Genomic DNA, 25,090 nt, shown 5'->3' with positions numbered 1-25,090 from the left:
CCAAGGAAGACCCCGCATGTTCTCGATAGACCTCGCCGACGACGCTCAGCTCTTCCCGCTTGAGGTCCGGCACGCCGAGGAGTTCCTGGCCCACATGGACCGCGGCCGGGATTACATCGGCCGCTACGTCGGCCTCCCCGACGTCACCGCCGACCTCGACTCGACGCGGACCTACCTCGCCAACTACGCGCAGAAGGCCGCCACCGACACCGGGCGCCTCTACGGCATCCGCGTCGACGGCACCCTCGTCGGCGGAGTCCTCTTCCGGACCTTCGACACCGGGTCCGGCACCTGTGAGGCCGGCTGCTGGCTGGAGCCGACCGCGGCCGGCCGCGGCCTGGTGACCAAGGCCTGCCGCATCCTGATCGACTGGGCCTTCCGGGACCGCGGCATGCACCGCGTGGAGTGGCACGCCGCGAGCGAGAACAAGAAGAGCCTCGCCGTCGCCGCGCGGCTCGGCATGACCCGCGAGGGCGTCATGCGGCAGAACGACCTCCACCACGGCGTCCGCCAGGACACCGAGATCTGGGCGGTCCTCGCCGACGAATGGCCCCCGGCCACCCCTGCCTGAGACCGCGCGCCGCGGGTCCCGCGAAGGGCCCGCGGCCGGTCCGGGCGGGCGGCGTCCCGCGATTCGGCGGATTTTAAGAAACCTCTCAGACAAGCCGCCTACCGTGCCCCGCATGGACACCACGAAGACCCCCGCCCCGACCGCTCCCGAGGCGGACTCCGCCGAGCCCAAGGCCGCTGCGGAAGCGGCCGAGGCCGGTACGAACACCCCGGCCGACCTGAAGAAGGCCGACGCCGCCGAGCCGACCGGCACCACCGAGTCCGCCGAGTCCGTCGAGGACCTCGAAGACGGTCTCGCGGACACGGACGACGACGAGCTCGACGAGCACGACGAGCAGCCCAGCGGCGTGGCCGCCGCGGCCTCCGCCGTCGTCGGCGCCGGTCTGGGCCTCGTCGCCCTCAGCGGCAGCTGGGTCTCGCGCGTCATAGCCGAGCGCCAGACCCTCATCGGCCAGATCGAGTCGGCCAACGCCACCACCACCGAGGCCAAGATCGAGGCCCTGTACGGCGACGCCTGGCACCTCACCGCGCTGGTCAACGGTGTCCTGTCCACCCTGGCCCTGCTCATCGCCGTCTTCGTGCTGGCCCGCCCCGCCTTCGGCGCCCCCGGCCGCACCCTCCCGACCTGGGTCCGCGCCGTGGCCTGGGCCGGCGTCGCCCTCGGCGCCATCGGCGTACTGCTCTTCGGCCTCATGTACTTCGACATCCTCGTCCCCCTCCCCACCGCTCCGGCCGCTGGCTAAGCACCCCCTTAGTCCCCCTCAGGGACTCACGGCCCGGGACTAAGGCCCCCCGGGCCGTACAGATGAGGCATGCGCCCGATGTGGCGGTACCCCCTGGGACGCGATTCTTGGATCACACCGAACGAGGTGCCCGAGAAACCCGACCAGGGAGTACGAGATGTTCGAGTACGAGATCGCCAACGCCCGCCGCGCAGACCTGATCCGCGAGGCCGACGAGTACCGCCTCGCCAAGGACGCCAAGCGCGCCCGCCGTTCCTCGCGAAGCCAGGAACCCGAGGGGTCGGTGAGAGCACACCGCAGCCGCTTCACCCGCGCCGCGTAACCCGCGTCGCGAAGCATGTGGATACGCACATGTGGGGAAGCGCACGGATAACGACTGCCGCCGGGCAGGAAGCCTGTGCCATGCTCGGCGGCGTGGAGACCAGATCTGTCAGCCCGGTGTTCGTCGGCCGAGCCGACGAACTGGCCATACTCACCGACACCCTGACGCGAGCCGCCGGCCAGGAGCCGCAGGCACTGCTCGTCGGGGGCGAGGCAGGCGTCGGCAAGACCCGCCTCACCGAGGAGTTCATCGGTGAGGCGACCCGCCGCGGCGCGGTGGTCGCCGTCGGAGGCTGTGTGGAGATCGGGGCGGAGGGACTTCCCTTCGCCCCGTTCTCGACGGCCCTGCGCACCCTGCACCGGCAACTGCCCGAGGAGTTGTCCGCGGCGGCCGCCGGCCAGGAGGACGAACTCGCCCGGATCCTCCCCGAACTCGGCGAGACCCCGCGCGGCCCGCACGACGAGGAGAGCACGGCCCGGCTCTTCGAGCTGACGGCCCGGATGCTGGAGCGGCTCGCCGCCGACCGCACCGTCGTCCTCGTCCTGGAGGACCTGCACTGGGCGGACACCTCCACCCGGCACCTGCTGGCCTACCTCTTCCGCACCCTCAACACCGGCCGGCTCGTCGTGGTCGCCACCTACCGCGCCGACGACGTCCACCGCCGCCACCCGCTGCGCCCGCTCCTCGCCGAACTGGACCGGCTGCGCACCGTCCACCGCATCGAACTGCCCCGCTTCAACCGGGCCGAGGTGCGCCGCCAGCTCGCCGGCATCCTCGCCTCGCAGCCCGCCGAGGACTTCGTCGACTCGGTCTTCGAACGCTCCGACGGCAACGCCTTCTTCGTCGAGGAACTCGTCGCCTCCCGGGCGAGCGGCTGCCGCACCGGGCTCACGGAATCCCTGCGCGACCTCCTCCTCGTCCGCGTCGAGGTGCTCCCGGACGCCACCCAGCGCGTGGTCCGCATCGTCGCCGAGGGCGGCTCCACCGTCGAGTACCCCCTGCTGCGCGCCGTCACCCGGCTCACCGAGGACGAGCTGATCGAAGCCCTGCGGGCCGCCGTCGGCGCCAACATCCTGCTCGCCACCCCCGACGGGGACGGCTACCGCTTCCGCCACTCGCTGGTCCGCGAGGCCGTCAGCGACGACCTGCTGCCCGGCGAGCGCGCCCGCGTCAACCGCCGCTACGCCGAGGCGATGGAGGCCGACGACTCGCTGGTCCGCGCCGAGGAGCGGGTCATCCGGCTCGCGAGCTACTGGTACTGCGCCAACGACACCGCCAAGGCCCTGCCCGCCGTGCTCGCCGCCTCCGTGGCCGCCCGCCGCCGACACGCCTACTCCGAGCAGCTGCGGCTGCTGGAACGGGCCATGGAGCTGTGGGAGAGCGCCCCGCAAGAGGTACGCGAACAACTGCGCCCGGCGGACTACACCGAGGTGTACCCGCCCTGCGGCTGCGACCCGGCGACCACCCCGCTCCAACGGCTGGACCTGCTGGCCGAGGCGACCGTCGCGGCCCGCTTCGGAGGCGAACGCGAACGCGCCCTGAAGTTCACCAAGACCGCCCTGAGGATGCTGGACGACGGCCCGGACCCGCTGCGCGCCGCCTGGTTCTGGACCGAGCGCTCCCGGCTCGTCGCCGGCCTCGCCCGAGGCGACGGCTGGGCGGAACTCGCCAAGGCGCAGGAGCTCGTCCGGGGGCTGCCCCCGTCCCAGGTGCACGCCGACGTCCTGGTCCGGGCCGCGAGCTGGGGCATGCTCCACAACCCCGGCCCCGACAACCTCGCGGCCGCCGAGCGCGCCGTGGAGTACGCGCGGATGGTCGGCGCCGAGGACACCGAACTCAACGCCCGGATCACGATTGGCAGCCTGCTCACCGACGCCGGTGAGCCCGAGCGCGGCCTCGCCGAGATGCACGAGGTCAAGGAACGGGCCACCGAACTCGGGCTCGTCATGCTGGCGGGACGTGCACATATCAACATCACCTCTCAGTTGGAAGGACTGGGACGCTCCCAGGAGGCAGTGGAAGTGGCCTTGCAGGGAGCCCGGCTCGTTCACAAATCACAGCTGCTGGACACCGAGGCCTGGGTCCGCGGGAACATGGCGGAGAGCCTGTACAGCCTCGGCCGCTGGGACGAGGCCGCGGAGGAGGCCCGGCGCACCCTGCACGTCGGCTCCAGCGCCGCACCGCGCGCCTCGGCCTGTGCCCGGCTGGCCTATCTGGCGCTGGCACGCGGCGAGTTGACCGAGGCGGCCGCCAAGCTCGCCGAGGCCCACGCCCATTTCGGCACCCACGACGCCCAGCCCCAGCACCGGCTGCCGCTCTACCGCCTCGCCATCGGTGTCGCCGCGGGGGAGGGCCGCATAGCCGACGTCCGCAGCGAGACCGCCGCGGCCGTCGACTACGGCTTCCCGCTCGGCCACCACCGCTACGCCTGGCCGCTGCTCCTCGCCTCGGCCTCGGCGGAGGCGGACGCCCGCGGCCTCCCGGCCGCCGACGCCGGCCGGGACGCGGCCGTGGCCGTACTGCGCACCGCCGCCCGCACCCTCGCCACCCCGGCGCCGGTGTGGGCCGCCCACGCCGAGTACCTCCGGGCCGAGCTGCTCCGGGCCGAGGCCCGGGACACCGCGGCCGACTGGACCGCCGTCGAGGCGGCCGTACGCCCGCTGGACCGCCCGTACCTGCTGGCCAGGGCCCGCCACCGGCGCGCCGAGGCCCTGCTGATGTGCGGCCACCGCGACCCCGCGGCGGAGCTGCTCCGCGATGCCTACGCCACCGCCGAGCACCTCGGCGCCCGCCGGCTCCGCGAGGACCTGGCCCTGCTCGCGCAGCGCGCCAGGCTCCCGCTCACCGCTGTGGACACCCCCCGCGCCCTGCCCGAGCCGGACACCGACCCGGCCGAGGCCCTGGGCCTGACCAGCCGCGAGAAGGACGTACTGCGTCTGGTCGCCGCCGGGCACACCAACCGACAGATCGCCGAGGAGCTCTTCATCTCCCCGAAGACGGCCAGCGTGCACGTCTCGAACATCCTGGCGAAGCTGGGTGTCGCCGGCCGGGGCGAGGCGGCCGCCCTCGCCCACCGGCTGAGGCTCTTCGCCCCCGCGGCACCGGCACCGGCCGTCCGGTGAACCCCGAAGCCGACTGGACGGCCTAGGACTCGGGGTCCTCCGGATCGGCCAGGCGTATGAGCACCCTGCCGGACTCCAGGTCTATCGGGCCGCGTCCCGGATCGCCGTCACTCACGTCGGTCCGGGACAGCTCCAGCCGCTTCTTCTCGTCGTTCGTGTGCTTGCGACCCGGGTTGAACAGTTCCTCGATCATGTTGAACACCACGCACACCGCACCTCTCGTCCCCCGCCGGGGCCATGCCGGCTACCGCACCGTCAGTGTCAGGATCCTGTCGTCGCCCGCTTCCGGCGACCCGCGCCCGTCCGTCTCGCTCGTGACCAGCAGCAATCTGTCCCCGCCGAGGGGCACCACCGTGCGCAGCCGTCCGTACTTGCCCTCCAGGAAGGCCTCCGGCTCCGCCGCCAGGCCCGTACCGGCCAGCGGGATGCGCCACAGCCGGTTCCCCTTCAGCCCGGCCATCCAGATCGACCCCTCCGCCCAGGCGATCCCGCTCGGCGAGGCCTCGTCGGTCTTCCACACCGCCACCGGATCGCGCAGGCCCGGCTTGCCGGCCTTGCCCTCCGCCATGGGCCAGCCGTAATTGCCGCCGGGCTCGATCAGATTCAGCTCGTCCCAGGTGTGCTGGCCGAACTCCGCCGCCCACAGCCGCTTGTCCTTGTCCCAGGCCAGGCCCTGGACATTGCGGTGCCCGTACGAATAGACGACGGAGTCGGCCTCGGGATTGCCGTGCACCGGATCCCCGTCCGGGGTCATCCGCAGGATCTTGCCGCCCAGCGACTTCTTGTCCTGCGCCAGCCCGGTTTCACCGGTCTCGCCCGTCCCCGCATAGAGCATCTTGTCCGGGCCGAAGGCGATCCGGCCGCCGTTGTGGATCAGGCCCTTGGGAATGCCCCGGAACACCGTGTCGGGCGCGCCCAGTTGCTGCCCGGCCGGTCGCTGATCGTCATAGCGCAGCCGGGCGATCCGATTGTCGGACTCGGTCGTGAAGTAGACATACACCATGTGGTCCGAGGCGAAGGCGGGCGACAGGGCCAGCCCCAGCAGACCGCCCTCACCGCCCGGTGCCACGCCGGGAACCCTCCCGATCGGCGTCACCGCACCCGTGGCCACATCCACCCGGCTGATCGTGCCCTTGTCCCGGGAGGCGACCAGGAGATTCCCGTCGGGCAGGGCGGCCACGCCCCACGGCGACTCCAGGCCCTTGGCCACCTCACCGGTCACCGTCACCGCGCCCTTGGCCGGCGGCCCCGAGGCCTGTGAGGACGCCGACGGCCCGCCCGACGCCCCCGGCGAGGCCGTGGCCCCCGAGCCCGGTGGCGAGCCGCCTGGTCGCGCCCCCGGCCCGCCCGCCGGCGAACACCCGCCGGCCAGCAGAGCACCGCACCCGGCCAGCGCGAGCGCCACCACTGCCCTCCCGGGCCGGGCGCCCGCCCCCGCACGCCCCGCCCCCGCCACTGCCCGCCCGGAACCCAGTCCGTATCGCATGGTCCTGCTCCCCTCCGGTCCGCCGATCGCGCCTTTACACCTGACTCAACAGCCACGGCCGGTCCCGAAGTTCCACCCCTCGTACACCCGATCGAGTGGTTGTGAGGAAGCCGTGATCGGCCCCGCTCAGTTCCAGGTCCCGCTCAGTCCCAAGCCCCGACCGCCGGCGGGAGCGCCGCCAGGTCCGCCAGGTCCGCCGCCGTCAGCCGCACCTGCGCCGCGCGCGCGTTCTCCGCAGCCCAGCGCGCCCGCTCGGCCCCGGGCACCGGAACCACCTGCGGCCCCTGGGCCAGCACCCACGCCAGCGCCACCTGCGCCGCCGTGACCTCGGGCCCGTGCCGCCGCGCCACCTCCCGCAGCCCCGCCACCAGCACCTGGTTCGCCGCCATGGCGTACGCCGTGAACCGCGGATGCCGGGCCCGCACGTCCTGCGACTCGAAGCCCTCGCCCGGGGTGAGCGTCCCGGTCAGGAACCCGCTGCCCAGCGGCATCGCCGCCAGGAAACCCACCCCGCGCGCCGCGCACCACGGCAGCAGCTGCCACGCCGCCTCCGGCGACCACACCGACAGCTCCGCCTGCACCGCGCTCACCGGGAACACCTGCTGCGCCCGTTCCAGGTGCCGCAGGGTCGCCGCGTACGCAGGGTCCCCGCGCCGCCCCGCCCCCGGCCCCGCACCGGCGCCCAGCGCGCAGAACCCGAGGGCCCGTACCTTCCCCGCGCCCACCAGGTCCGCCATGGCGCCCCAGGTCTCCTCCACCGGGACGTCCGGATCCACCCGGTGCAGCTGGTACAGGTCTATGACGTCGGTCCGCAGCCTGCGCAGCGAGGCGTCGCAGGCCCGCCGCAGGTAGCCCGGCCGCCCGTCGGCCACCACGTGCTGCTCGCCCGCCCGCAGCCCCACCTTCGCCGACACGAACGCCTCGGACCGGCGCTCCCGCAGCACCCGCCCGAGCAGCAGCTCGTTGGTGTACGGGCCGTACAGGTCGGCGGTGTCCAGCAGGTTCGCCCCCAGGTCGAGCGCCGTGTGCACCGCGGCCAGCGACCGGGCGCCCGCGTCCTCCCGCTGCCGGCGCGAAGGCCCGTACGCCCAGCTCATCGGCATGCACCCGAGCCCGACGGCGCCCACCGACAATGCACCCGCCCCGATCGACCTGCGCTCCACCCGTGCGTCCCCCCGACCTCTCTCCCGCTCCGGCGAACAAACTAACGGCTTGATCAGGATGCCTTGGCATAGCCTCGGGATCATGACCGCAAAGACCGGGGACGTCTGGCTCCCCTTCCCCGCCGAGGAGTTCGAGGGCCTGCCCGACTCCTTCCGATACCGACACTGGGACGGTGAGGAGACCTTCCCGGCCGACCCGGCCGACTGCGTCTTCTACGTCACCCCGTACATGAAGTCCGCCGAAGTCACCGTGCGCCCGCTGGCGGCCATGGCGGACCTGCGGGTCGTGCAGACACTGACCGCCGGCATCGACCACGTGCTCGGCGGCCTCGCCGGCCTGCATCCCGGCGTACGGCTGTGCAACGCGCGGGGCGTCCACGAGGCGAGCACCGCCGAGCTCGCGCTCACCCTGGTCCTGGCCTCCCTGCGGGGGATCCCCGGCATGGTCCGCGGCCAGGACCGCGAGGAGTGGCACGGGGGCTTCTACGAGGCGCTGGCCGACAAGTCCGTGCTGATCGTCGGGTACGGGTCCATCGGCGCGGCCATCGAGGACCGGCTGGCAGCGTTCGAGTGCGGGCGGATCGAGCGGGTCGCCCGCTCGGCCCGCACCACCGGGCGCGGGCCGGTGCACGCACTCGCCGAACTGCCCGGACTCCTCCCGCAGGCCGACGTGGTGATCCTCTCCACGCCCCTCACCGAGCAGACCCGGGGCCTCGCGGGCGCCGAGTTCCTCGGCCGCATGAAGGACGGGGCGCTGCTGGTCAACGTCGCCCGCGGCCCCGTCGTCGACACCAAGTCCCTCCTCGCGGAACTGGAGTCCGGGCGGCTGCGCGCCGCGCTGGACGTGACCGATCCGGAACCGCTGCCTCCAGGCCACCCGCTCTGGCATGCTCCCCATGTCCTGATCACGCCCCATGTCGGCGGCAGCAGCTCGGCGTTCGAGCCGCGGGCGAAGCGACTCGTGGCCCGCCAGCTGAATCGCTTCGCCGCCGGAGACCCCGTGGAGAACACGGTGTTCATCACCGAGTGACGCATGATGCGCACGCTCCGGAGTCACTCGGATGCGCTCAGTGGGCACAACTCCCCAGTTGGTGACGGAGCGTAGAGAACCTATGTCCCTGAGTGACGAAAGTGGTGTATCGTCCGGAACAAGGGGCTGCGCCACGAACGTCTGGCGCTGGGGAGTGATCGGACACTTTGGGGGGCGACGGGCGATGTACGGCCAATGGACGAAGGATCCGACGCGGCAAGGCCGCCGGAGGCGACGACGATGGGGTGCGCCGAAACCAGCCAGCGAGGGGGACCGGTGAGTGCCCCGGGGGCGGCGCTCCTGACCCGGGCGCCCGCCCCTGGCGGAGGCCGAGGCGTCGCCGTCCAGGCACTCCTGGCCGTGGTGTGGGGCGGATACGCGGTCGGCGCGGGAATCGGCTGGGGCACCAGCCAACTCGCCGACATCATGGGAGACTTCGGCCTCAGCGCGGCCGCCCTCCTCGCTGCCGCATCCTGCTATCGGTACGCGCGCACGCACGCGAACCGAGACCGGCTCGCCTGGCTGCTCTTCGCCCTCTCGTCCCTGATGTCCGCCTGCGGGAACGCGGTCTGGGGCTGGTACGAGGTCGTCGTCCACAAGGAGATGCCGAACCCGTCTCCGGCCCAGTTCTTCTTCCTCTGCTTCGCCCCGCCCGCCATCGTGGGCCTGCTCGTCCTCGCCAAACGCCCCATCACCCGGGCCGGCTGGGTCTGCCTCGCACTCGACTCGTGGCTCATCGCGGGATCGCTGCTCACCCTGTCGTGGAGCCTGGCCCTCGCCAAGGTCGCCCGGTCGCACAGTGCCGGCAGCGTCGCCGGAGCCGCCCTCGAACTCGCCTACCCGCTGTTAGACATCGCGCTCGTCTCCATGGTGCTGGTCCTCCACTTCAGGAGGTCCGCGAACAACCGCTCCGCCGTCAACACGGCCATCGCCGCGCTCGCGCTCACCGTGCTCTGCGACGCCATCTTCACGTCACCGCTGCTCAAGGAGAGCTACCGCTCCGGCCAGCTCCTCGACGCCGGCTGGTTCGCGGGGTCCCTGCTGCTCGCGTACGCACCCTGGGGCGCCCGCCGGATCGGCTCCACCCTGGACCTCGCCGAGTCGGCCCGAGACCTGCGCCCGGTCAGCCGCCCGATCGCGCGGTCGCTGCCCGCGCTCACGCCGTACCTCGCCGCGGCCGTCTGCACCCTCGGCATCCTCTACAACGTCATCGAGAGCCGCAGCGTCGACAAGGTGGTCGTCGTCGCCGGCTGCACCGTCGTCCTCGCCCTGGTCATCCGGCAGGGCATCATGCTCCTCGACAACATCGCGCTCACCCAGGAACTGGCCCAGAAGGAGAACCACTTCCGGTCCCTGGTCCAGGGCTCCAGCGACGTCATCATGATCGCCGCGCCCACCGGGATGCTGCGGTACGTGAGCCCCGCCGCGGCCGGGGTCTACGGCCGCGAGGCGGAAGAGCTGGTCGGCACCGAGCTGGCCACCCTGATCCACCCCGACGACCTCGGCCGTGTCGTCCACGAGGTACGCCGCTTCCTCGCGGCCCCGCCCGCCGAGGAGCCCACCACCCGCATCGAGTGCCGGTTCAAGTCCGGCGCCGGCGAATGGCTGAACGTCGAGTCCACCGTCAACCGCCACCAGGGCGGCCTGATCCTCAACAGCCGGGACGTCACCGAGCGGGTCCGGCTCCAGGCGCAGCTCCAGCACAGCGCCGAGCACGACCCCCTGACCGACCTGCCCAACCGGGCGCTGTTCACCCGCCGGGTCCGCCAGGCACTGGCCGGCCGGCGCGCGGGGGACCACAGCACCGCCGTGCTCTTCATCGACCTCGACGGCTTCAAGGCCGTCAACGACACCATCGGCCACCAGGCGGGCGACGAGCTCCTCATCGAGGCCGCGCGCAGGCTCCAGGACTCGGTCCGCGCCGGGGACACCGCCGCGCGGCTCGGCGGGGACGAGTTCGCCGCGCTGATCGTCGGCGACGGCGGCCGGGACCGCAGCGCCCGCGAGTACCAGGTGCACGAGATCGCCGACCGGCTGCGCACCACGCTCGGCCGCCCGTACCGGATCTCCGGCAACGAGGTCCGCGTCGCCGCCAGCATCGGCGTGGCCTTCGCGGATCCCGGCATCACCCCTTCGGACCTGATGCGCAACGCGGATCTCGCGATGTACCGGGCCAAGGCGGGCGGCAAGGACCGGGTCGAGCTGTACGCGCCCCAGATGCAGGCCGAGGTCGTACGCAAGGCCGAGCTGGCGGGCCGGCTGCGCAGCGCGCTGCATGAGGGGGAGTTCGCCCTGCTCCACCAGCCCGTGGTCTCGCTGGCCACCGGCGAGGTGTCGGCGGTGGCCGCGCAGGCCCGCTGGCGGTCCGCCCAGGGGATCCTGTTCACCCCGGCCGAGTTCCTCCGGGTCGCCGAGTGCGGCGAAGGCGCGCACACCGCCGGTCCGGACGCCTCCCGTACCGCCGAGCTGTGGCGATGGCTCCTGGAGGAGGCCGTCGAGCAGGCCGCCGAGCGGCACCGGGCCGGGCACGACGTACCCGTGGCCGTCCGGATGACGGCCCAGCGGCTCCTCGACCGCGCCGTACCGCTGGGCTCCGTGGAAGCCCTGCTGGCGCGGCACGGGCTGCCCTCCGGGGCGCTGGTCCTGGAGCTCGCCGTATCGGACCCCAGAGTGCCCTTCGACGACCTGGAGCGCCGGCTGACGGCCCTGCACCGGATCGGCGTGGGAATCGCCCTGGACGGCTTCGGCAGCGGTTACGCGGCCATCAGCGCCCTGCGGCGGCTGCCGGTGGACATGCTCAAGCTGGACCGGGGCCTGGTGGAGGGCGTGGTCGAGTCCGCCCGCCTGCACAAGATCACCGCCGGCCTGTTGCGGATCGCAAACGACCTCGGCATGCAGTCGGTGGCCGACGGGGTGGACCTCCCCGAGCAGGTGATGGCACTGCGGGCCATGGGCTGCACGCATGGCCAGGGAATGGCGTTTTCCGGCCCTCTCGACGAGTACAGGCTGCGGCGCGCGCTGGTGCGAGGTACGTTCCCAGTACCGGGAGGGGCGGCTCAACCCGCCTTGGCCGGTGGTTCCGCCGGGGGCTCGATGGTCATCCGTAGAGGCTCACATAATGAGACGCCCGTCCCACCCACTTGACATCCACCTCCCGCCGGAGGGAGGGTCAATGCCATGCGCACCCGAATTCTCGTACTTGGAAAGCGCGTCGGCTGAAGCTGGGACCAGCATGTCCCCGCTCAACACGCCCGACGCGCTCCCCTCGCTTGCCTCCCGGCACGAGGGGTTTTTTGTTGCACTGGCAACGTCGAATCTCGTAAAACCCTCCTCGTAAAACCCTCAGCTTCGAGAAGAGAATGCCGATGACCGAGCAGGCCACCGGGGCCCACCATCCGCAGCCGCGGGCCCGTAACGGCGGACAGCAGTCCGCCGCCATTGAGCACGTCACGGGTGCGCAGTCCCTCATCCGCTCTCTCGAAGAGGTGGGGTGCGACACCGTCTTCGGCATCCCGGGCGGCGCCATCCTCCCCGCGTACGACCCGATGATGGACTCCAAGAAGGTCCGTCACATCCTGGTCCGCCACGAGCAGGGGGCCGGCCACGCCGCCACCGGCTACGCGCAGGCCACGGGCAAGGTCGGCGTCTGTATGGCGACCTCCGGTCCGGGCGCGACGAACCTGGTCACGCCGATCGCCGACGCGCACATGGACTCCGTCCCGCTCGTCGCGATCACCGGCCAGGTCTCCTCCAAGGCGATCGGTACCGACGCCTTCCAGGAGGCGGACATCGTCGGCATCACGATGCCGATCACCAAGCACAACTTCCTGGTGACCAAGGCCGAGGACATCCCGCGGACGATCGCCCAGGCCTTCCACATCGCCTCGACCGGCCGCCCCGGCCCGGTCCTGGTCGACATCGCCAAGGACGCCCTGCAGGCGAAGACCACCTTCTCGTGGCCGCCCACCATGGACCTCCCCGGCTACCGGCCGGTCACCAAGCCGCACGCCAAGCAGATCCGCGAGGCCGCCAAGCTCATCTGCCAGGCCAAGCGCCCGGTCCTGTACGTCGGCGGCGGCGTCATGAAGTCCGGCGCGACCGCCGAACTGAAGGTCCTGGCCGAGCTGACCGGTGTCCCGGTCACCACCACCCTGATGGCGCTGGGCTCCTTCCCCGACAGCCACCCGCTGCACGTCGGCATGCCGGGCATGCACGGTGCGGTCACCGCGGTCACCGCCCTGCAGAAGTCGGACCTGCTGATCGCGCTCGGCACCCGCTTCGACGACCGCGTCACCGGCAAGCTGGACAGCTTCGCCCCGTTCGCCAAGATCATCCACGCGGACATCGACCCGGCCGAGATCGGCAAGAACCGCGCGGTCGACGTCCCGATCGTCGGTGACGCCCGCGAGGTCATCGCCGACCTGATCCAGGCCGTCCAGGCGGAGCACACCGAGGGCAACGCCGGCGACTACAGCGCCTGGTGGAACGACCTCAGCCGCTGGCGCGACACGTACCCGCTGGGCTACGACCTGCCCGAGGACGGCATGCTGTCGCCCCAGCAGGTCATCGAGCGGATCGGCGCGCTCGCGCCGCAGGGCACCATCTACGCGGCCGGTGTCGGCCAGCACCAGATGTGGGCCTCGCACTTCGTCAAGTACGAGGAGCCGCGCACCTGGCTGAACTCCGGCGGCGCCGGAACCATGGGCTACGCGGTCCCCGCCGCGATGGGCGCCAAGGTCGGCATGCCCGAGCGCACGGTCTGGGCGATCGACGGCGACGGCTGCTTCCAGATGACCAATCAGGAACTGGTCACCTGCGCGCTGAACAACATCCCGATCAAGGTCGCGATCATCAACAACGGTGCGCTGGGCATGGTCCGCCAGTGGCAGACCCTGTTCTACAACCAGCGGTACTCCAACACCGTGCTGCACGCGGACGAGACGGGCCACGACACGGTCGGCTCCCAGCTCGGCGAGTCCGTCGCCCCCCGCAAGGGCACCCGCGTCCCGGACTTCGTCAAGCTGTCCGAGGCCATGGGCTGCGTGGCGCTGCGCTGCGAGGACCCGGCCGACCTGGACAAGGTCATCGCCGAGGCCAACGCGATCAACGACCGTACGGTCGTGATCGACTTCATCGTCCACGAGGACGCCATGGTGTGGCCGATGGTCGCCGCCGGCACCTCCAACGACGAGGTCATGGCAGCCAGGGGCGTCCGTCCCGACTTCGGCGACAACGAAGACGACTGAGCCGAGAGAGCCGAGAGAGAGAACGCCTCACATGTCCAAGCACACGCTCTCCGTCCTGGTCGAGAACACGCCCGGCATCCTCGCCCGGATCGCCGCGCTGTTCTCCCGCCGCGGGTTCAACATCGACTCCCTCGCGGTCGGTGTCACGGAGCACCCCGACATCTCCCGCATCACCATCGTCGTGAACGTCGAGGACCTCCCGCTGGAGCAGGTGACCAAGCAGCTCAACAAGCTGGTCAACGTGCTCAAGATCGTCGAGCTGGAGCAGCACAACGCCATCGAGCGTGAACTCGTTCTGGTGAAGGTCCGCGCCGACAACGAGACCCGCTCGCAGATCGTCGAGATCGTCCAGCTGTTCCGCGCCAAGACGGTCGACGTCTCCCCGGAGGCCGTCACCATCGAGGCCACCGGCGGCGCCGACAAGCTCGGCGCGATGCTCAAGATGCTGGAGCCCTTCGGCATCAAGGAACTCGTCCAGTCCGGGACGATCGCCATAGGGCGCGGCGGCCGGTCCATCACGGACCGCAGTCTGCGGGCGCTCGACCGCACCGCCTGATCGCAGGGCCCGATCAGGAATGCCTGATCACAGCAGTTGACCGAACCGGTCCGCTCGTATGGCGAGACCAAGAACCTCTTACTCCGTTCCCCGCCGTACGGTGGGAGCAACACCAGCGCACCAAGGAGATATCCCAGTGGCCGAGCTGTTCTACGAGAACGACGCCGACCTGTCCATCATCCAGGGCCGCAAGGTCGCGGTCATCGGATACGGCAGCCAGGGCCACGCCCACGCGCTGTCGCTCCGTGACTCCGGCGTCGACGTCGTCGTCGGCCTGAAGGAGGGCTCGAAGTCCAAGGCCAAGGCCGAGGAGCAGGGTCTGAAGGTCGTCTCCGTGTCCGAGGCCGCGGCCTGGGCGAACGTCATCATGATCCTGACCCCGGACCCGCTGCAGGCCGAGATCTACGAGGAGTCCATCAAGGACCACCTCGAGGAGGGCGACGCGCTCTTCTTCGGCCACGGCTTCAACGTCCGCTACGGCTTCATCAAGCCCCCGGCCAACGTGGACGTCGCCCTCGTCGCCCCGAAGGGCCCGGGCCACCTGGTCCGCCGCCAGTACGAGGAAGGCCGCGGCGTGCCCTGCATCGCCGCCGTCGAGCAGGACTTCTCGGGCAGCGCCTTCGACCTGGCCCTCTCGTACGCGGCCGGCATCGGCGGCACCCGCGCCGGCGTCATCAAGACCACCTTCACCGAGGAGACCGAGACCGACCTGTTCGGTGAGCAGGCCGTCCTCTGCGGTGGCGCCTCCGCCCTGGTCAAGGCCGGTTTCGAGACCCTGACCGAGGCCGGCTACCAGCCGGAGATCGCGTACTTCGAGTGCCTGCACGAGCTGAAGCTCATCGTGGACCTCATGTACGAGGGCGGCCTGGAGAAGATGCGCTGGTCGGTCTCCGAGACCGCCGAGTGGGGCGACTACATCACCGGTCCCCGCATCATCACGGACGCCACCAAGGCCGAGATGAAGAAGGTTCTGGCCGAGATCCAGGACGGCGAGTTCGCCAACACCTGGATGGCCGAGTACAAGGCCGGCCTGCCGAAGTACAACGAGTACAAGAAGGCCGACGAGGCGCACCTCCTCGAGACGACCGGCAAGAAGCTGCGCAAGCTGATGAGCTGGGTCGACAGCGACGAGAGCTGATCCCTCACGGGGCGGGGCCGGGACGTGTCGTCCCGGCCCCGCTTCGCATCACCAGGACAACCGCCCCGCCTCCGCCTGACTTCGAAGGCGGTTCGGAATGTAGACCTCCGATGGTTCGGCTTGTCCACCCTGGCCAACCCCGGAAGGGTGATCCTTCCGTACAGGCGGAATTCCACTCGGGATCCGCCACTACACTGCTCAACACAACGCGTCAGGCCCACAGTGTCGTGCGTCTTCCACGCGGCTACCCCCTCCACCGCCTGCGGCCGTCGGGACGGCCGTCCGCACTGGACTTGTGAGGACCCACGTGAGCTCGAAACCTGTCGTACTCATCGCCGAAGAGCTGTCGCCCGCCACCGTCGAGGCGCTCGGCCCGGACTTCGAGATCCGGCACTGCAACGGCGCCGACCGCGCCGAGCTGCTGCCCGCGATCGAGGACGTCGACGCGATCCTGGTGCGCTCCGCGACCAAGGTCGACGCCGAGGCCATCGCCGCCGCCAAGAAGCTGCGGGTCGTCGCCCGCGCCGGCGTCGGTCTGGACAACGTCGACGTGTCCGCCGCCACCAAGGCCGGCGTGATGGTCGTGAACGCCCCGACCTCCAACATCGTGACCGCCGCCGAGCTCGCCTGCGGCCTGCTCGTCGCCACGGCCCGCAACATCCCGCAGGCCAACACCGCCCTGAAGAACGGCGAGTGGAAGCGGAACAAGTACACGGGTGTCGAACTCAGCGAGAAGACCCTCGGCGTCGTCGGCCTCGGCCGCATCGGCGTCCTGGTCGCCCAGCGGATGTCGGCCTTCGGCATGAAGGTCGTCGCCTACGACCCGTACGTACAGCCCGCGCGCGCCGCCCAGATGGGCGTCAAGATGCTGACGCTGGACGAGCTCCTGGAGGTCGCCGACTTCATCACCGTGCACCTGCCCAAGACCCCGGAGACCCTCGGTCTCATCGGGGACGAGGCCCTGCACAAGGTGAAGCCGTCCGTCCGTATCGTCAACGCCGCCCGCGGCGGGATCGTGGACGAGGCCGCGCTGTACTCGGCCATCAAGGAGGGCCGCGTCGCCGGCGCCGGTCTCGACGTGTACGCGAAGGAGCCCTGCACGGACTCCCCGCTGTTCGAGCTCGACCAGGTCGTCTGCACCCCGCACCTCGGCGCGTCCACGGACGAGGCCCAGGAGAAGGCCGGTGTCTCGGTCGCCAAGTCGGTGCGCCTCGCGCTCGCCGGCGAGCTGGTGCCGGACGCGGTCAACGTCCAGGGCGGCGTCATCGCCGAGGACGTCCGTCCGGGCCTGCCGCTCGCCGAGAAGCTCGGCCGCATCTTCACCGCCCTCGCGGGCGAGGTCGCGGTCCGCCTCGACGTCGAGGTCTGCGGCGAGATCACGCAGCACGACGTGAAGGTGCTCGAACTCTCGGCACTCAAGGGTGTCTTCGAGGACGTCGTCGACGAGACGGTCTCCTACGTCAACGCCCCGCTGTTCGCGCAGGAGCGCGGTGTCGAGGTGCGCCTGACGACGAGCTCGGAGTCCCCGGACCACCGCAACGTGGTGACCGTCCGCGGCACCCTGTCCGACGGCCAGGAGGTCTCGGTCTCCGGCACGCTCGCGGGCCCGAAGCACCTTCAGAAGATCGTCGGCGTCGGCGAGTACGACGTGGACCTGGCGCTCGCCGACCACATGGTCGTGCTGCGCTACACCGACCGCCCGGGCGTGGTCGGCACCGTCGGCCGCATCCTCGGCGAGGCCGGCCTGAACATCGCGGGCATGCAGGTGGCCCGCGCCGAGGAGGGCGGCGAGGCGCTCGTCATCCTCACGGTCGACGCCGAGGTCCCGGTGAACGTCCTCGCGGACATCTCCGCCGAGATCGGCGCCGTGTCGGCGCGCACGGTCAGCCTCGGCTGACGCTCGCAGTCACAGCAAGAAGGGCCCGGGGCAGACCCCGGGCCCTTTCTTGTACGCCGATCGGCTCGTACGCCGGTCAGCCCGCGAGGGCTTCGGCACCCTCGGCCGGCTCCGCCGGGGCGCCGGCCGGGGTCGGGATCCCCCGGAGCAGGGACACCGCGAGCACCGCCGCCGCGAGCAGCAGGGCCGTACCGCCCCAGGCGGCGTACTGCATGCCGTGCACGAAGGCTTCGCGGGCCAGGGTCAGCACCTGCTCGCCCGCCGGGCCGCCGAGCTGCCGGGCGGTGGCGACCGCTCCGCCGAGGGTTTCGCGTACTGCGGGCTCCTGACCGTCCAGGTCGCCCCGGTAGACCGCGGTGCCGAGACTGCCCAGGACGGCCATGCCCAGGGCGCCGCCGAACTCCTGGCCCGTCTCCAGCAGGGAGGCCGCCGAACCGGCCTTCTCGGCGGGAGCCGCGCCCAGGGCCATGTCGGAGACCAGGGACATGACGGTCACGATGCCCGAGGACAGCACCCCGGCGCCGGTCAGCAGCAGCCACAGGGAGTCGGTGCCGACCAGGCCGATCAGGGCGAACCCGGCGGCGGCCAGGCAGAACCCGCCGGCGATGACGTACGCCCGGTCCACCTTCTGGGCCAGGGCGGCGGAGACCGGTGCGGCGGCGCCGATGACGACCGAGGGCGCGAGGCTCCACAGGGCGGCTTCGAGGGTGCCCATGCCGAGCACCGACTGGAGGTACTGGGTGGTGAAGTAGGCCGAACCCATCACGGCGAAGGCGGAGATCGTGTTCAGGCCGATGCCCGCCCCGAACCCGCGGCCCGCGAACAGGGTCCGGGCGACCATGGCGTCGTCACGGGTGCGCTGGCGGCGGACGAAGAGGTACCCGAAGGCCAGGCCGAGGGCGACGCAGGCCAGGCTGAGGCCGGAGAAGCCCTCGGCGGCGATCTCCTTGAGGCCGTAGACGACCGGCAGCACGGCGGCCATCGACAGGGGCACGCTCACCAGGTCGAAGCGGCCGGGCGCCGGGTCCTTGAACTCCGGTACCAGGACGGGGACCAGGACCAGCAGGAGCAGCATCGCGGGGACGTTGACCAGGAAGACCGAACCCCACCAGAAGTGGTTCAGCATCACTCCGCTCATCACCGAGCCGAGGGCGATGCCGCCGGTCATGGCGCCGGACCAGATGGCGATGGCCTTGCCGCGCTGGGCGGCGTCGGTGAAGAGGTTGCGTACGAGGGCCAGCGTGGACGGCATCAGCGTCGCTCCGCCGATGCCGAGCAGCACGCGGCAGGCGATCAGCATCTCGGCGCTGTTGGCGTAGCCGGCGCCGACGGAGGCGAGGCCGAAGGCGGCGGCGCCGATGAGCAGCAGCTTGCGGCGGCCGATCCGGTCCCCGAGCGAGCCCATCGTGATCAGCAGGCCGGAGAGGGCGAAGGCGTAGCTGTCGAAGATCCAGAGCTGCTGGGTGGCGCTCGGGTCGAGCTCCCGGGTGATGGCCGGGATGGCGAAGTAGAGGACGGAGACGTCCATCGCGACCAGGAGGAGCGGCAGGAGGAGAACGGTGAACGCGGTCCATTCCCGGCGCCCGGCGGGACGTGCTGCGGGGTTCGTCATGAGAAGCAATGTACAAGCGTCATAAACGCTTGTCTAGAACGACTGTATGGAACTTCTGTCTATGACGGTTGTCTTGCTACGGTGGCGCCATGGGACATCGCGAGGATCTGCTGGAAGGCGCCAAGGAGTGCCTGGTCGAGAAGGGTTTCGTGCGGACCACCGCGCGGGACATCGTCAAGGCCTCGGGCGCGAACCTGGCGTCGATCGGGTACCACTACGGCTCCAAGGACGCACTGCTCACACAGGCGTTCATCTCCCTCATCGAGGACTGGGGCGACAAGTTCACGGCCGGCATCGAGGGGGAGGGCGGCTCGCTGGAGCGGTTCCGCTCGGTGTGGGACGGGGTGCACGCCGGGCACGAGGCCTCGGGTCCGATCTGGGCGGCCAGCATGGAGGTCGCGCTGTCCCGGGAGCGGCTGCCCGAGCTGCGCGAACTGCTCGCCGCCTCGCAGGGGGAGGGCCGCAGGGGCATGGTCGCGATGTTCACCGGCACGCCGGAGGAGCAGGTGACCGATGAGGACACGCGGACGACCGGCGCGTTCTACCAGGCCCTGCTGAACGGCTTCATGCTCCAGTGGCTCTTCGACCCCGCGACGGCCGCGACCCCCGCGGAGCTGACCGAGGGGATGCGGCGGGCGGTGGAGGCGATGGCGAAGGTACGGCTGGCCGCGCCCGAGCCAGCGTCAGGAGACGCGCGGACGGCGCAGACGGACTAGGGAGTGTCGTCAAAGTGGCGTCGGCCGCCCGAAGGGCGGGCCCCGCCGGCCGGCCGGGACTTTGACGACACGACCTAGGTGAGGCGGGCGGCCTTGAGGGCCATGTGGAGCAGTAGCCGGTCCTCGCCCTCGTCCAGGTCGAGACCGGTCAGCTGCTCCACCCGGGAGAGCCGGTAGTACAAGGTCTGCCGGTGGATGCCCAGGGCCGCCGCGGCGCGGCCCGCCTGGCCGGCGCAGTCGAGGAACACCTCGGCGGTGCGGGCGAGTTCCCGGTTGCCCGGGCCGAGCAGCGTGCGCGTCGCCGGATCGTCCACCGGGTCCGCGGCGACCGCCGCCAGCATCCGGTACGGGCCGATCGCCGACCACTGCGCGACCGGGCCGAACCGCGGCTGCGCGGCGCCGGCCCGCGCCGCGGCGACGGCCTGCTGCCAGGCACCGGGCAGTTCCGCCAGGGCCCGCACCAGGTCGGAGACTCCGGCGCTCGCGCCCGTGCCCCCCGCGGCCCGCGGCAGCAGCCGGGACACCGCCGTCAGCGCCGGAGCCAGCGCGTCCGTCGAGCGCAGCCGCACCAGCACCGCCAGCGCCTGCTCGCCGGCGGCGGCGTCCCCGTCGCCCTCCCCGCTGCCGGGCTTCGGTACGAGGCACACCGCGGCCGCGCCCGGTACCGACGCCGGAGCCTCTCCGGACCACGGCGCCACGCAGACGGCCGCGTGCAACCCGTCGGCTCCCGGCCCCAGCGCCACCCGCAGCGCGGCCACCGCCATGTCCCGCTGCCAGCCCCGCCCCGCGGTCAGGACCGCCCGGAACTCGCGCGAGAGGTCGGCGCCCGCCCGGGCCTCCTCCGCGAGCAGGACCCCGATCCGCTGTGCCACCTCCATCGCCGCGTCCAGCGCCGCCGGGCCGGGTCCCGCCCCGGGGCCGGACTCCTGGTCCAGCAGCCACACGTAGCCCTGCACGATCCCGCGGTGCCGCACCGGCAGGCAGATGCGCCCCCGGAAGACCCCGGCGTCCGGCGCCGCGGGGATCCGTACCGGCCCGGTCGCGCGGGTGATGCCGAAGGCCTCGAACCAGGCGCGCACGGCGGCCGTGGACTGCCGGGTGAGGATCGAGCGGGTGCGGACCGGGTCCATGGCGAGGTCGTCGTCGCTGTCGTGGGCGCCGAAGGCGATGAGGCGGAAGTCCCGGTTCTCCAGGGTCGCCGGGGCGCCGAGCAGCGCCGAGATCTCGTCCACCAGGTCCTGGTAATCGCCCTTCACCCGGACATTCTCCCACTGTCGCAGCCGGTCTTCAGACAGATGTATGAGATCCGGGACACGGATGCGTGACAGCTGTCGATGGCAGAGGATCGTGGAGATCCTTAGGTTTCACGGTGGTTTTACTTGCGTTTTCCCTATGGTCTCCGCCGCACCGGTGGTAGCCGTACGTCTGCTTCTGCCACCCGTTGGAGGTGCCCGTGCTGGGTCCCGCGATCCTCGCCGCTTCGCGCAGCGACAAGATGCGCCGAATCGTCTCTGCCGCCCCGGTGACCAAGCCCGTGGTGAACCGGTTCATCCCCGGTGAGACGGTCGACCAGGTCATCCCGATCGTCGAGGAGCTCACGGCCAACGGGCTGGAGGTCACCCTCGACGTCGTCGGCGAGGACATCACCACGGTGGAGCAGTCCCACGCCGCCCGTGACGCCTACCTGGAGCTGGTCGACCGCCTCAGCGTCCTCGGCCTCGGCGAGACGGTCGAGATGTCGGTCAAGCTGTCGATGTTCGGCCAGGCGCTGGAGGGCGGACACGAGCTGGCGCTCGCCAACGTCCGCCCGGTCGTCGAGGCCGCCGCCGCCATCGGCACCACCGTCACCCTGGACGCCGAGGACCACACCACCCTCGACTCGATGTTCGCCATCCACGAGGAGCTGCGCCGGGACTTCCCGCAGACCGGCTGCGTGATCCAGGCGTACCTCTTCCGCACCGAGGCCGACGCCCGGCGCCTGGCCGCCGCCGGCAGCCGCGTCCGGATCGTGAAGGGCGCCTACAAGGAGCCCGCCGAGGTCGCCTACCAGGACAAGGCGGAGATCGACAAGGCCTACGTCCGCATCCTGAAGATCCTGATGGAGGGCGACGGCTACCCGATGATCGGGTCGCACGACCCCCGTCTCATCGCCATCGGCCAGGAGCTCGCCCGCACGGCCGGGCGCAAGCTGGACGAGTACGAGTTCCAGATGCTGTACGGCATCCGCAGCGAGGAGCACCTGCGCCTGGCCGCCGAGGGACACCGCATGCGCGTCTACACCGCGTACGGGACCGACTGGTACGGCTACTTCATGCGCCGCCTCGCGGAGAAGCCGGCCAACCTGCTCTTCTTCCTCCGCTCGATGATCACCAAGAACTAGGTCAAGGAGTTATCAACTCATGGACGCTGTGACCCAGGTCCCCGCTCCGGTCAACGAGCCGGTCCACTCGTACGCCCCCGGCACCCCGGAGCGCGCACGCCTCGAAGTGCAGCTCAAGCAGCTGTCCGAGAACCCGATCGACCTCCCGATGACGATCAACGGCGTCAAGCGGATGGGCGCCGGCGAGCGCTTCGACGTGGTGCAGCCGCACGACCGCGCGTCGGTCCTCGGCACCTACGCCAACGCCACCCAGGCCGACGCGCAGGAGGCCATCGACGCCGCCCTGGCCGCCGCCCCGGCCTGGCGCGCGATGTCCTTCGACGACCGCGCCGCGATCATCCTGCGCGCCGCCGAGCTGCTGTCCGGTCCGTGGCGCGAGAAGCTGGCCGCCTCGACCATGCTGGGCCAGTCGAAGACCGCGCAGCAGGCCGAGATCGACACCCCGTGCGAGCTCGTCGACTTCTGGCGCTTCAACGTCCACTTCGCCCGCCAGATCCTGGCCGAGCAGCCGGTCGCGAACTCCGCCGGCGTGTGGAACCGCAGCGACCACCGCCCGCTCGAAGGCTTCGTCTACGCGATCACGCCGTTCAACTTCACGGCCATCGCGGGCAACCTGCCGACCGCCCCCGCCCTGATGGGCAACGTGGTCCTGTGGAAGCCGTCCCCGACGCAGACCCACTCCGCGGTCCTCCTCATGGAGCTGCTGGAGGAGGCCGGTCTCCCGAAGGGCGTCATCAACCTGGTGACCGGCGACGGCATCGCCGTCTCCGAGGTGGCCCTGGAGCACCCGGAGCTCGCCGGCATCCACTTCACCGGCTCGACCAAGACCTTCCAGTACCTGTGGAAGACGGTCGGCAACAACATCGAGAAGTACAAGTCCTACCCGCGCCTGGTCGGCGAGACCGGCGGCAAGGACTTCGTCGTCGCGCACCCGTCCGCGGACCGCGCGGTCCTGAAGACCGCGCTGACCCGCGGCTCCTTCGAGTTCCAGGGCCAGAAGTGCTCGGCGTCCTCGCGCGCCTACGTCCCGGCCTCGATCTGGAACGACGGCTTCAAGGAGGCCTTCGCGGCCGAGGTCGACGGCATCGCCATGGGTGACGTCCGCGACCTGTCGAACTTCATCGGCGCCGTCATCGACGAGCGCTCGTTCGCCAAGAACAAGGCCGCGATCGACCGCGCCATCGCCGACCCGACCTGCGAGATCGTCGCGGGCGGCACGTACGACGACTCGAAGGGCTTCTTCGTCCGCCCGACCGTCATCGCGTGCACCGACCCGGAGAACGAGGTCTTCACGACCGAGTACTTCGGCCCGATCCTCGCCGTGCACGTCTACGAGGACGAGTCCGCCGAGGGATTCGACGCCATGCTCGCGCAGATGGAGTCCGTCTCGGCGTACGCCCTGACCGGCTCGATCATCGCCGCCGACCGCTACGCGGCCGCGGACGCGATGGAGAAGCTCCGCTTCGCGGCGGGCAACTTCTACATCAACGACAAGTCGACCGGCGCCGTCGTCGGCCAGCAGCCCTTCGGCGGTGGCCGCGCCTCGGGCACCAACGACAAGGCCGGCGCCGCGACGAACCTGCAGCGCTGGACCTCGACCCGCTCCATCAAGGAGACCCTGGTCGCGCCGACGGACTACTCGTACCCCCACATGGGCTGACCTCCCCGGCCCCGCCGAACCCCGCCCCCGCTCCGGTACCCCCAAGTCCGGAGCGGGGGCGGTCTCCATTTCCCGGCCCGTGCGGACGCCTGCTAGACCTCGACCAGGACCTGGTCGAGGGACTTGCGCCGGAGGTCCGGGACCTCGCAGTCCTCGGCGGGGTAGCCGATCGGGATGACCGCGAAGGCCTTCTCGTTGGCCGGGCGGTCCAGGACGTGGGAGAGGAAGCGCATCGGGCTCGGGGTGTGGATCAGCGCCGCGAGCCCGGACAGGTGGAGGGCGGACAGCAGCATGCCCACCGCGATGCCGACCGACTCGTCGACGTAGTAGTGCTTGCGCTTCGTGCCGTCCGGGCCGAGCCAGTGGCGCTGCTGGAAGACCACGAGCAGGGCCGGGGCGTCCGTGAGGTGGGTCTTCACGGCGTCCGTGCCGATGGGGCGCAGCGCGGCGAGCCACTCGTCGCCGAGCCGGCCGTCGTACGACAACTGCTCCTCCTGCTCGGCGGCGGCGCGGATCCGCTGCCGCACGTCCGGGTCCTTGACCAGGACGAACGTCCACGGCTGCTGGTGCGCCCCGGACGGGGCGGTCGCGGCGCACGCGACGGCGTCCCGGACGACCTGCTCGGGCACCGGGTCGGGGGAGAAGCTGCGCACGGTCCGCCGCTCGTCCATCCGCGCACGCAACTCGGCCGCACGCGCGAGCGACTGCGCGCTCGGCATCCGCTCGGGCCGGTAGGCGACGCCGCGGTACGGCTGGTCGTGGGTGGGGGTCCATTGCTCGGTATCAGGCGACATGAGGCGAGTGTGCCGGGCGGTCCGGGGGAGGGACAGGAACGTGCAGGCCGTTCGGTGGCGGGAGGACACTGGTTCCATGACCGATACACGGACAGAGCTCGTGCACACCTCGCAGTTGGACTCCGGCGCGCTGGCGCAGATCCGGGGGCTGCTCGACGCGGCCTTCGACGGGGAGTTCGGCGAGGAGGACTTCGAGCACGCGCTCGGAGGGATGCACCTGCTGGTGCGCGAGGGCGGCGAACTCGTCGCGCACGGCAGTGTCGTACAGCGGCGGGTCGTGCACGGGGGGCGGGCCCTGCGGACCGGGTACGTCGAGGCCGTCGCCGTACGGGCGGACCGCAGGCGGCGGGGGCTCGGCGGGCGGGTCATGGGCGGGCTGGAGCGGATCGTCGCCGGGGCGTACGTGCTCGGGGCGCTCTCGGCGTCCGATGCCGGGGCCGCGCTGTACCGCGGGCGCGGCTGGCAGGTCTGGGGCGGGCGGATCGGTGCGCTCTCGCCCGAGGGGCCCGTCCGGCTCCCCGAGGAGGAGGGCTCGACCTACGTGTGGGTGCCGCCCGGCGGGGGCAGGCTGGACCTCGCCGGGCGGCTCGACTTCGACTGGCGGGACGGGGACGTGCTGTAGCGCGGCCGCGCGGGCCAGTGCCGCGTGCCCGAC

20 protein-coding genes are annotated in these 25,090 nt (G+C 71.5%); 14 read left to right on the top strand and 6 right to left on the bottom strand.

The features are described 5' to 3' along the window. Nucleotides 1–16: 16 nt before the first annotated feature. The 4 genes from ACZ7GJ_RS30220 to ACZ7GJ_RS30205 all read left to right on the top strand — a co-directional run bounded on the left by ACZ7GJ_RS30220 (nt 17) and on the right by ACZ7GJ_RS30205 (nt 4,757). On the top strand, nt 17–571 hold the full coding sequence (locus tag ACZ7GJ_RS30220) for a GNAT family N-acetyltransferase (protein WP_470756080.1): 555 nt from the start codon (nt 17–19) through the stop codon (nt 569–571). Between the two features lie 112 nt (nt 572–683). Next, nucleotides 684–1,313, top strand: coding sequence for a hypothetical protein (locus ACZ7GJ_RS30215; protein ID WP_470756079.1), 630 nt, complete (start codon nt 684–686; stop codon nt 1,311–1,313). Between the two features lie 157 nt (nt 1,314–1,470). Further along, on the top strand, nt 1,471–1,635 hold the full coding sequence (locus tag ACZ7GJ_RS30210) for a hypothetical protein (RefSeq protein ID WP_470756078.1): 165 nt from the start codon (nt 1,471–1,473) through the stop codon (nt 1,633–1,635). 80 nt (nt 1,636–1,715) lie between these two features. Beyond that, a complete protein-coding gene (locus tag ACZ7GJ_RS30205) occupies nt 1,716–4,757 on the top strand; it encodes a helix-turn-helix transcriptional regulator (protein ID WP_470756077.1) in 3,042 nt (1,013 codons plus the stop codon). Nucleotides 4,758–4,779: 22 nt separating this feature from the next. Here the strand turns inward: ACZ7GJ_RS30205 and ACZ7GJ_RS30200 are convergent, their stop codons facing one another. From ACZ7GJ_RS30200 to ACZ7GJ_RS30190, 3 genes are all read right to left on the bottom strand, one after another. Next, complete coding sequence (locus tag ACZ7GJ_RS30200) at nt 4,780–4,962, bottom strand: DUF6191 domain-containing protein (protein WP_470756076.1); 183 nt, start codon at nt 4,960–4,962, stop codon at nt 4,780–4,782. Nucleotides 4,963–5,001: 39 nt separating this feature from the next. After that, nucleotides 5,002–6,243, bottom strand: coding sequence for a PQQ-dependent sugar dehydrogenase (locus ACZ7GJ_RS30195; protein ID WP_470756075.1), 1,242 nt, complete (start codon nt 6,241–6,243; stop codon nt 5,002–5,004). Nucleotides 6,244–6,386: 143 nt separating this feature from the next. After that, on the bottom strand, nt 6,387–7,406 hold the full coding sequence (locus tag ACZ7GJ_RS30190; RefSeq protein ID WP_470756074.1) for an aldo/keto reductase: 1,020 nt from the start codon (nt 7,404–7,406) through the stop codon (nt 6,387–6,389). An 82-nt stretch (nt 7,407–7,488) separates the two neighbouring features. On the opposite strand from ACZ7GJ_RS30190, the gene ACZ7GJ_RS30185 reads away from it, so the two are divergent. The 6 genes from ACZ7GJ_RS30185 to serA all read left to right on the top strand — a co-directional run bounded on the left by ACZ7GJ_RS30185 (nt 7,489) and on the right by serA (nt 17,273). Further along, nucleotides 7,489–8,436 (top strand): 2-hydroxyacid dehydrogenase, encoded by a 948-nt coding sequence (locus ACZ7GJ_RS30185; protein WP_470756073.1) that lies wholly within the window; start codon nt 7,489–7,491, stop codon nt 8,434–8,436. Nucleotides 8,437–8,712: 276 nt separating this feature from the next. After that, complete coding sequence (locus ACZ7GJ_RS30180) at nt 8,713–11,580, top strand: putative bifunctional diguanylate cyclase/phosphodiesterase (protein ID WP_470756072.1); 2,868 nt, start codon at nt 8,713–8,715, stop codon at nt 11,578–11,580. 215 nt (nt 11,581–11,795) lie between these two features. Next, nucleotides 11,796–13,682: an acetolactate synthase large subunit gene (locus tag ACZ7GJ_RS30175; protein ID WP_470756071.1), complete on the top strand. Its 1,887-nt coding sequence runs from the start codon at nt 11,796–11,798 to the stop codon at nt 13,680–13,682. 31 nt (nt 13,683–13,713) lie between these two features. Next, the gene (ilvN, locus tag ACZ7GJ_RS30170; protein WP_365917553.1) at nt 13,714–14,238 is read left to right on the top strand and encodes an acetolactate synthase small subunit; all 525 of its coding nucleotides are present in this window, start codon (nt 13,714–13,716) and stop codon (nt 14,236–14,238) included. Nucleotides 14,239–14,374: 136 nt separating this feature from the next. Next, a complete protein-coding gene (gene ilvC / locus ACZ7GJ_RS30165) occupies nt 14,375–15,376 on the top strand; it encodes a ketol-acid reductoisomerase (RefSeq protein WP_365917552.1) in 1,002 nt (333 codons plus the stop codon). Nucleotides 15,377–15,683: 307 nt separating this feature from the next. Then, a complete protein-coding gene (gene serA / locus ACZ7GJ_RS30160) occupies nt 15,684–17,273 on the top strand; it encodes a phosphoglycerate dehydrogenase (protein WP_365917551.1) in 1,590 nt (529 codons plus the stop codon). Nucleotides 17,274–17,349: 76 nt separating this feature from the next. Here the strand turns inward: serA and ACZ7GJ_RS30155 are convergent, their stop codons facing one another. After that, a complete protein-coding gene (locus tag ACZ7GJ_RS30155) occupies nt 17,350–18,885 on the bottom strand; it encodes an MFS transporter (protein ID WP_470756070.1) in 1,536 nt (511 codons plus the stop codon). An 89-nt stretch (nt 18,886–18,974) separates the two neighbouring features. Here ACZ7GJ_RS30155 and ACZ7GJ_RS30150 point away from each other — a divergent pair, with 89 nt between their 5' ends. Continuing rightward, nucleotides 18,975–19,601, top strand: coding sequence for a TetR/AcrR family transcriptional regulator (locus ACZ7GJ_RS30150; protein WP_470756069.1), 627 nt, complete (start codon nt 18,975–18,977; stop codon nt 19,599–19,601). Nucleotides 19,602–19,675: 74 nt separating this feature from the next. Here ACZ7GJ_RS30150 and ACZ7GJ_RS30145 read toward each other — a convergent pair whose 3' ends face one another. Continuing rightward, nucleotides 19,676–20,857 carry a PucR family transcriptional regulator gene (locus ACZ7GJ_RS30145; protein WP_470756068.1) on the bottom strand — a complete coding sequence of 394 codons (1,182 nt, stop codon included), beginning with the start codon at nt 20,855–20,857 and terminating at the stop codon, nt 19,676–19,678. Nucleotides 20,858–21,054: 197 nt separating this feature from the next. Here ACZ7GJ_RS30145 and ACZ7GJ_RS30140 point away from each other — a divergent pair, with 197 nt between their 5' ends. Together ACZ7GJ_RS30140 and pruA are read left to right on the top strand one after the other, a co-directional pair. Continuing rightward, nucleotides 21,055–21,981, top strand: a complete 927-nt coding sequence (locus ACZ7GJ_RS30140) for a proline dehydrogenase family protein (protein WP_470756067.1) — start codon at nt 21,055–21,057, stop codon at nt 21,979–21,981. Nucleotides 21,982–22,000: 19 nt separating this feature from the next. Next, complete coding sequence (gene pruA, locus ACZ7GJ_RS30135; RefSeq protein ID WP_470756066.1) at nt 22,001–23,641, top strand: L-glutamate gamma-semialdehyde dehydrogenase; 1,641 nt, start codon at nt 22,001–22,003, stop codon at nt 23,639–23,641. A gap of 92 nt (nt 23,642–23,733) precedes the next feature. Here the strand turns inward: pruA and ACZ7GJ_RS30130 are convergent, their stop codons facing one another. Next, complete coding sequence (locus ACZ7GJ_RS30130) at nt 23,734–24,435, bottom strand: nitroreductase family protein (protein WP_470756065.1); 702 nt, start codon at nt 24,433–24,435, stop codon at nt 23,734–23,736. Nucleotides 24,436–24,511: 76 nt separating this feature from the next. Here ACZ7GJ_RS30130 and ACZ7GJ_RS30125 point away from each other — a divergent pair, with 76 nt between their 5' ends. After that, nucleotides 24,512–25,057, top strand: coding sequence for a GNAT family N-acetyltransferase (locus tag ACZ7GJ_RS30125; RefSeq protein WP_470756064.1), 546 nt, complete (start codon nt 24,512–24,514; stop codon nt 25,055–25,057). The last annotated feature ends 33 nt before the right edge of the window (nt 25,058–25,090 follow it).

This window comes from Streptomyces sp. NPDC037242 (genome assembly GCF_055604165.1).
This window is presented reverse-complemented; position numbering and strand designations above follow the sequence as displayed.

Bases quoted from the DNA above. Each gene is read 5' to 3' on its own strand.
- ACZ7GJ_RS30220 (WP_470756080.1), top strand. From the start codon at position 17: ATGTTCTCGATAGACCTCGCCGACGACGCTCAGCTCTTCCCGCTTGAG.
- ACZ7GJ_RS30215 (WP_470756079.1), top strand. From the start codon at position 684: ATGGACACCACGAAGACCCCCGCCCCGACCGCTCCCGAGGCGGACTCC.
- ACZ7GJ_RS30210 (WP_470756078.1), top strand. From the start codon at position 1,471: ATGTTCGAGTACGAGATCGCCAACGCCCGCCGCGCAGACCTGATCCGC.
- ACZ7GJ_RS30205 (WP_470756077.1), top strand. From the start codon at position 1,716: ATGCTCGGCGGCGTGGAGACCAGATCTGTCAGCCCGGTGTTCGTCGGC.
- ACZ7GJ_RS30195 (WP_470756075.1), bottom strand. From the start codon at position 6,243: ATGCGATACGGACTGGGTTCCGGGCGGGCAGTGGCGGGGGCGGGGCGT.
- ACZ7GJ_RS30185 (WP_470756073.1), top strand. From the start codon at position 7,489: ATGACCGCAAAGACCGGGGACGTCTGGCTCCCCTTCCCCGCCGAGGAG.
- ACZ7GJ_RS30175 (WP_470756071.1), top strand. From the start codon at position 11,796: ATGCCGATGACCGAGCAGGCCACCGGGGCCCACCATCCGCAGCCGCGG.
- ilvN (WP_365917553.1), top strand. From the start codon at position 13,714: ATGTCCAAGCACACGCTCTCCGTCCTGGTCGAGAACACGCCCGGCATC.
- ACZ7GJ_RS30155 (WP_470756070.1), bottom strand. From the start codon at position 18,885: ATGACGAACCCCGCAGCACGTCCCGCCGGGCGCCGGGAATGGACCGCG.
- ACZ7GJ_RS30150 (WP_470756069.1), top strand. From the start codon at position 18,975: ATGGGACATCGCGAGGATCTGCTGGAAGGCGCCAAGGAGTGCCTGGTC.
- pruA (WP_470756066.1), top strand. From the start codon at position 22,001: ATGGACGCTGTGACCCAGGTCCCCGCTCCGGTCAACGAGCCGGTCCAC.
- ACZ7GJ_RS30130 (WP_470756065.1), bottom strand. From the start codon at position 24,435: ATGTCGCCTGATACCGAGCAATGGACCCCCACCCACGACCAGCCGTAC.
- ACZ7GJ_RS30125 (WP_470756064.1), top strand. From the start codon at position 24,512: ATGACCGATACACGGACAGAGCTCGTGCACACCTCGCAGTTGGACTCC.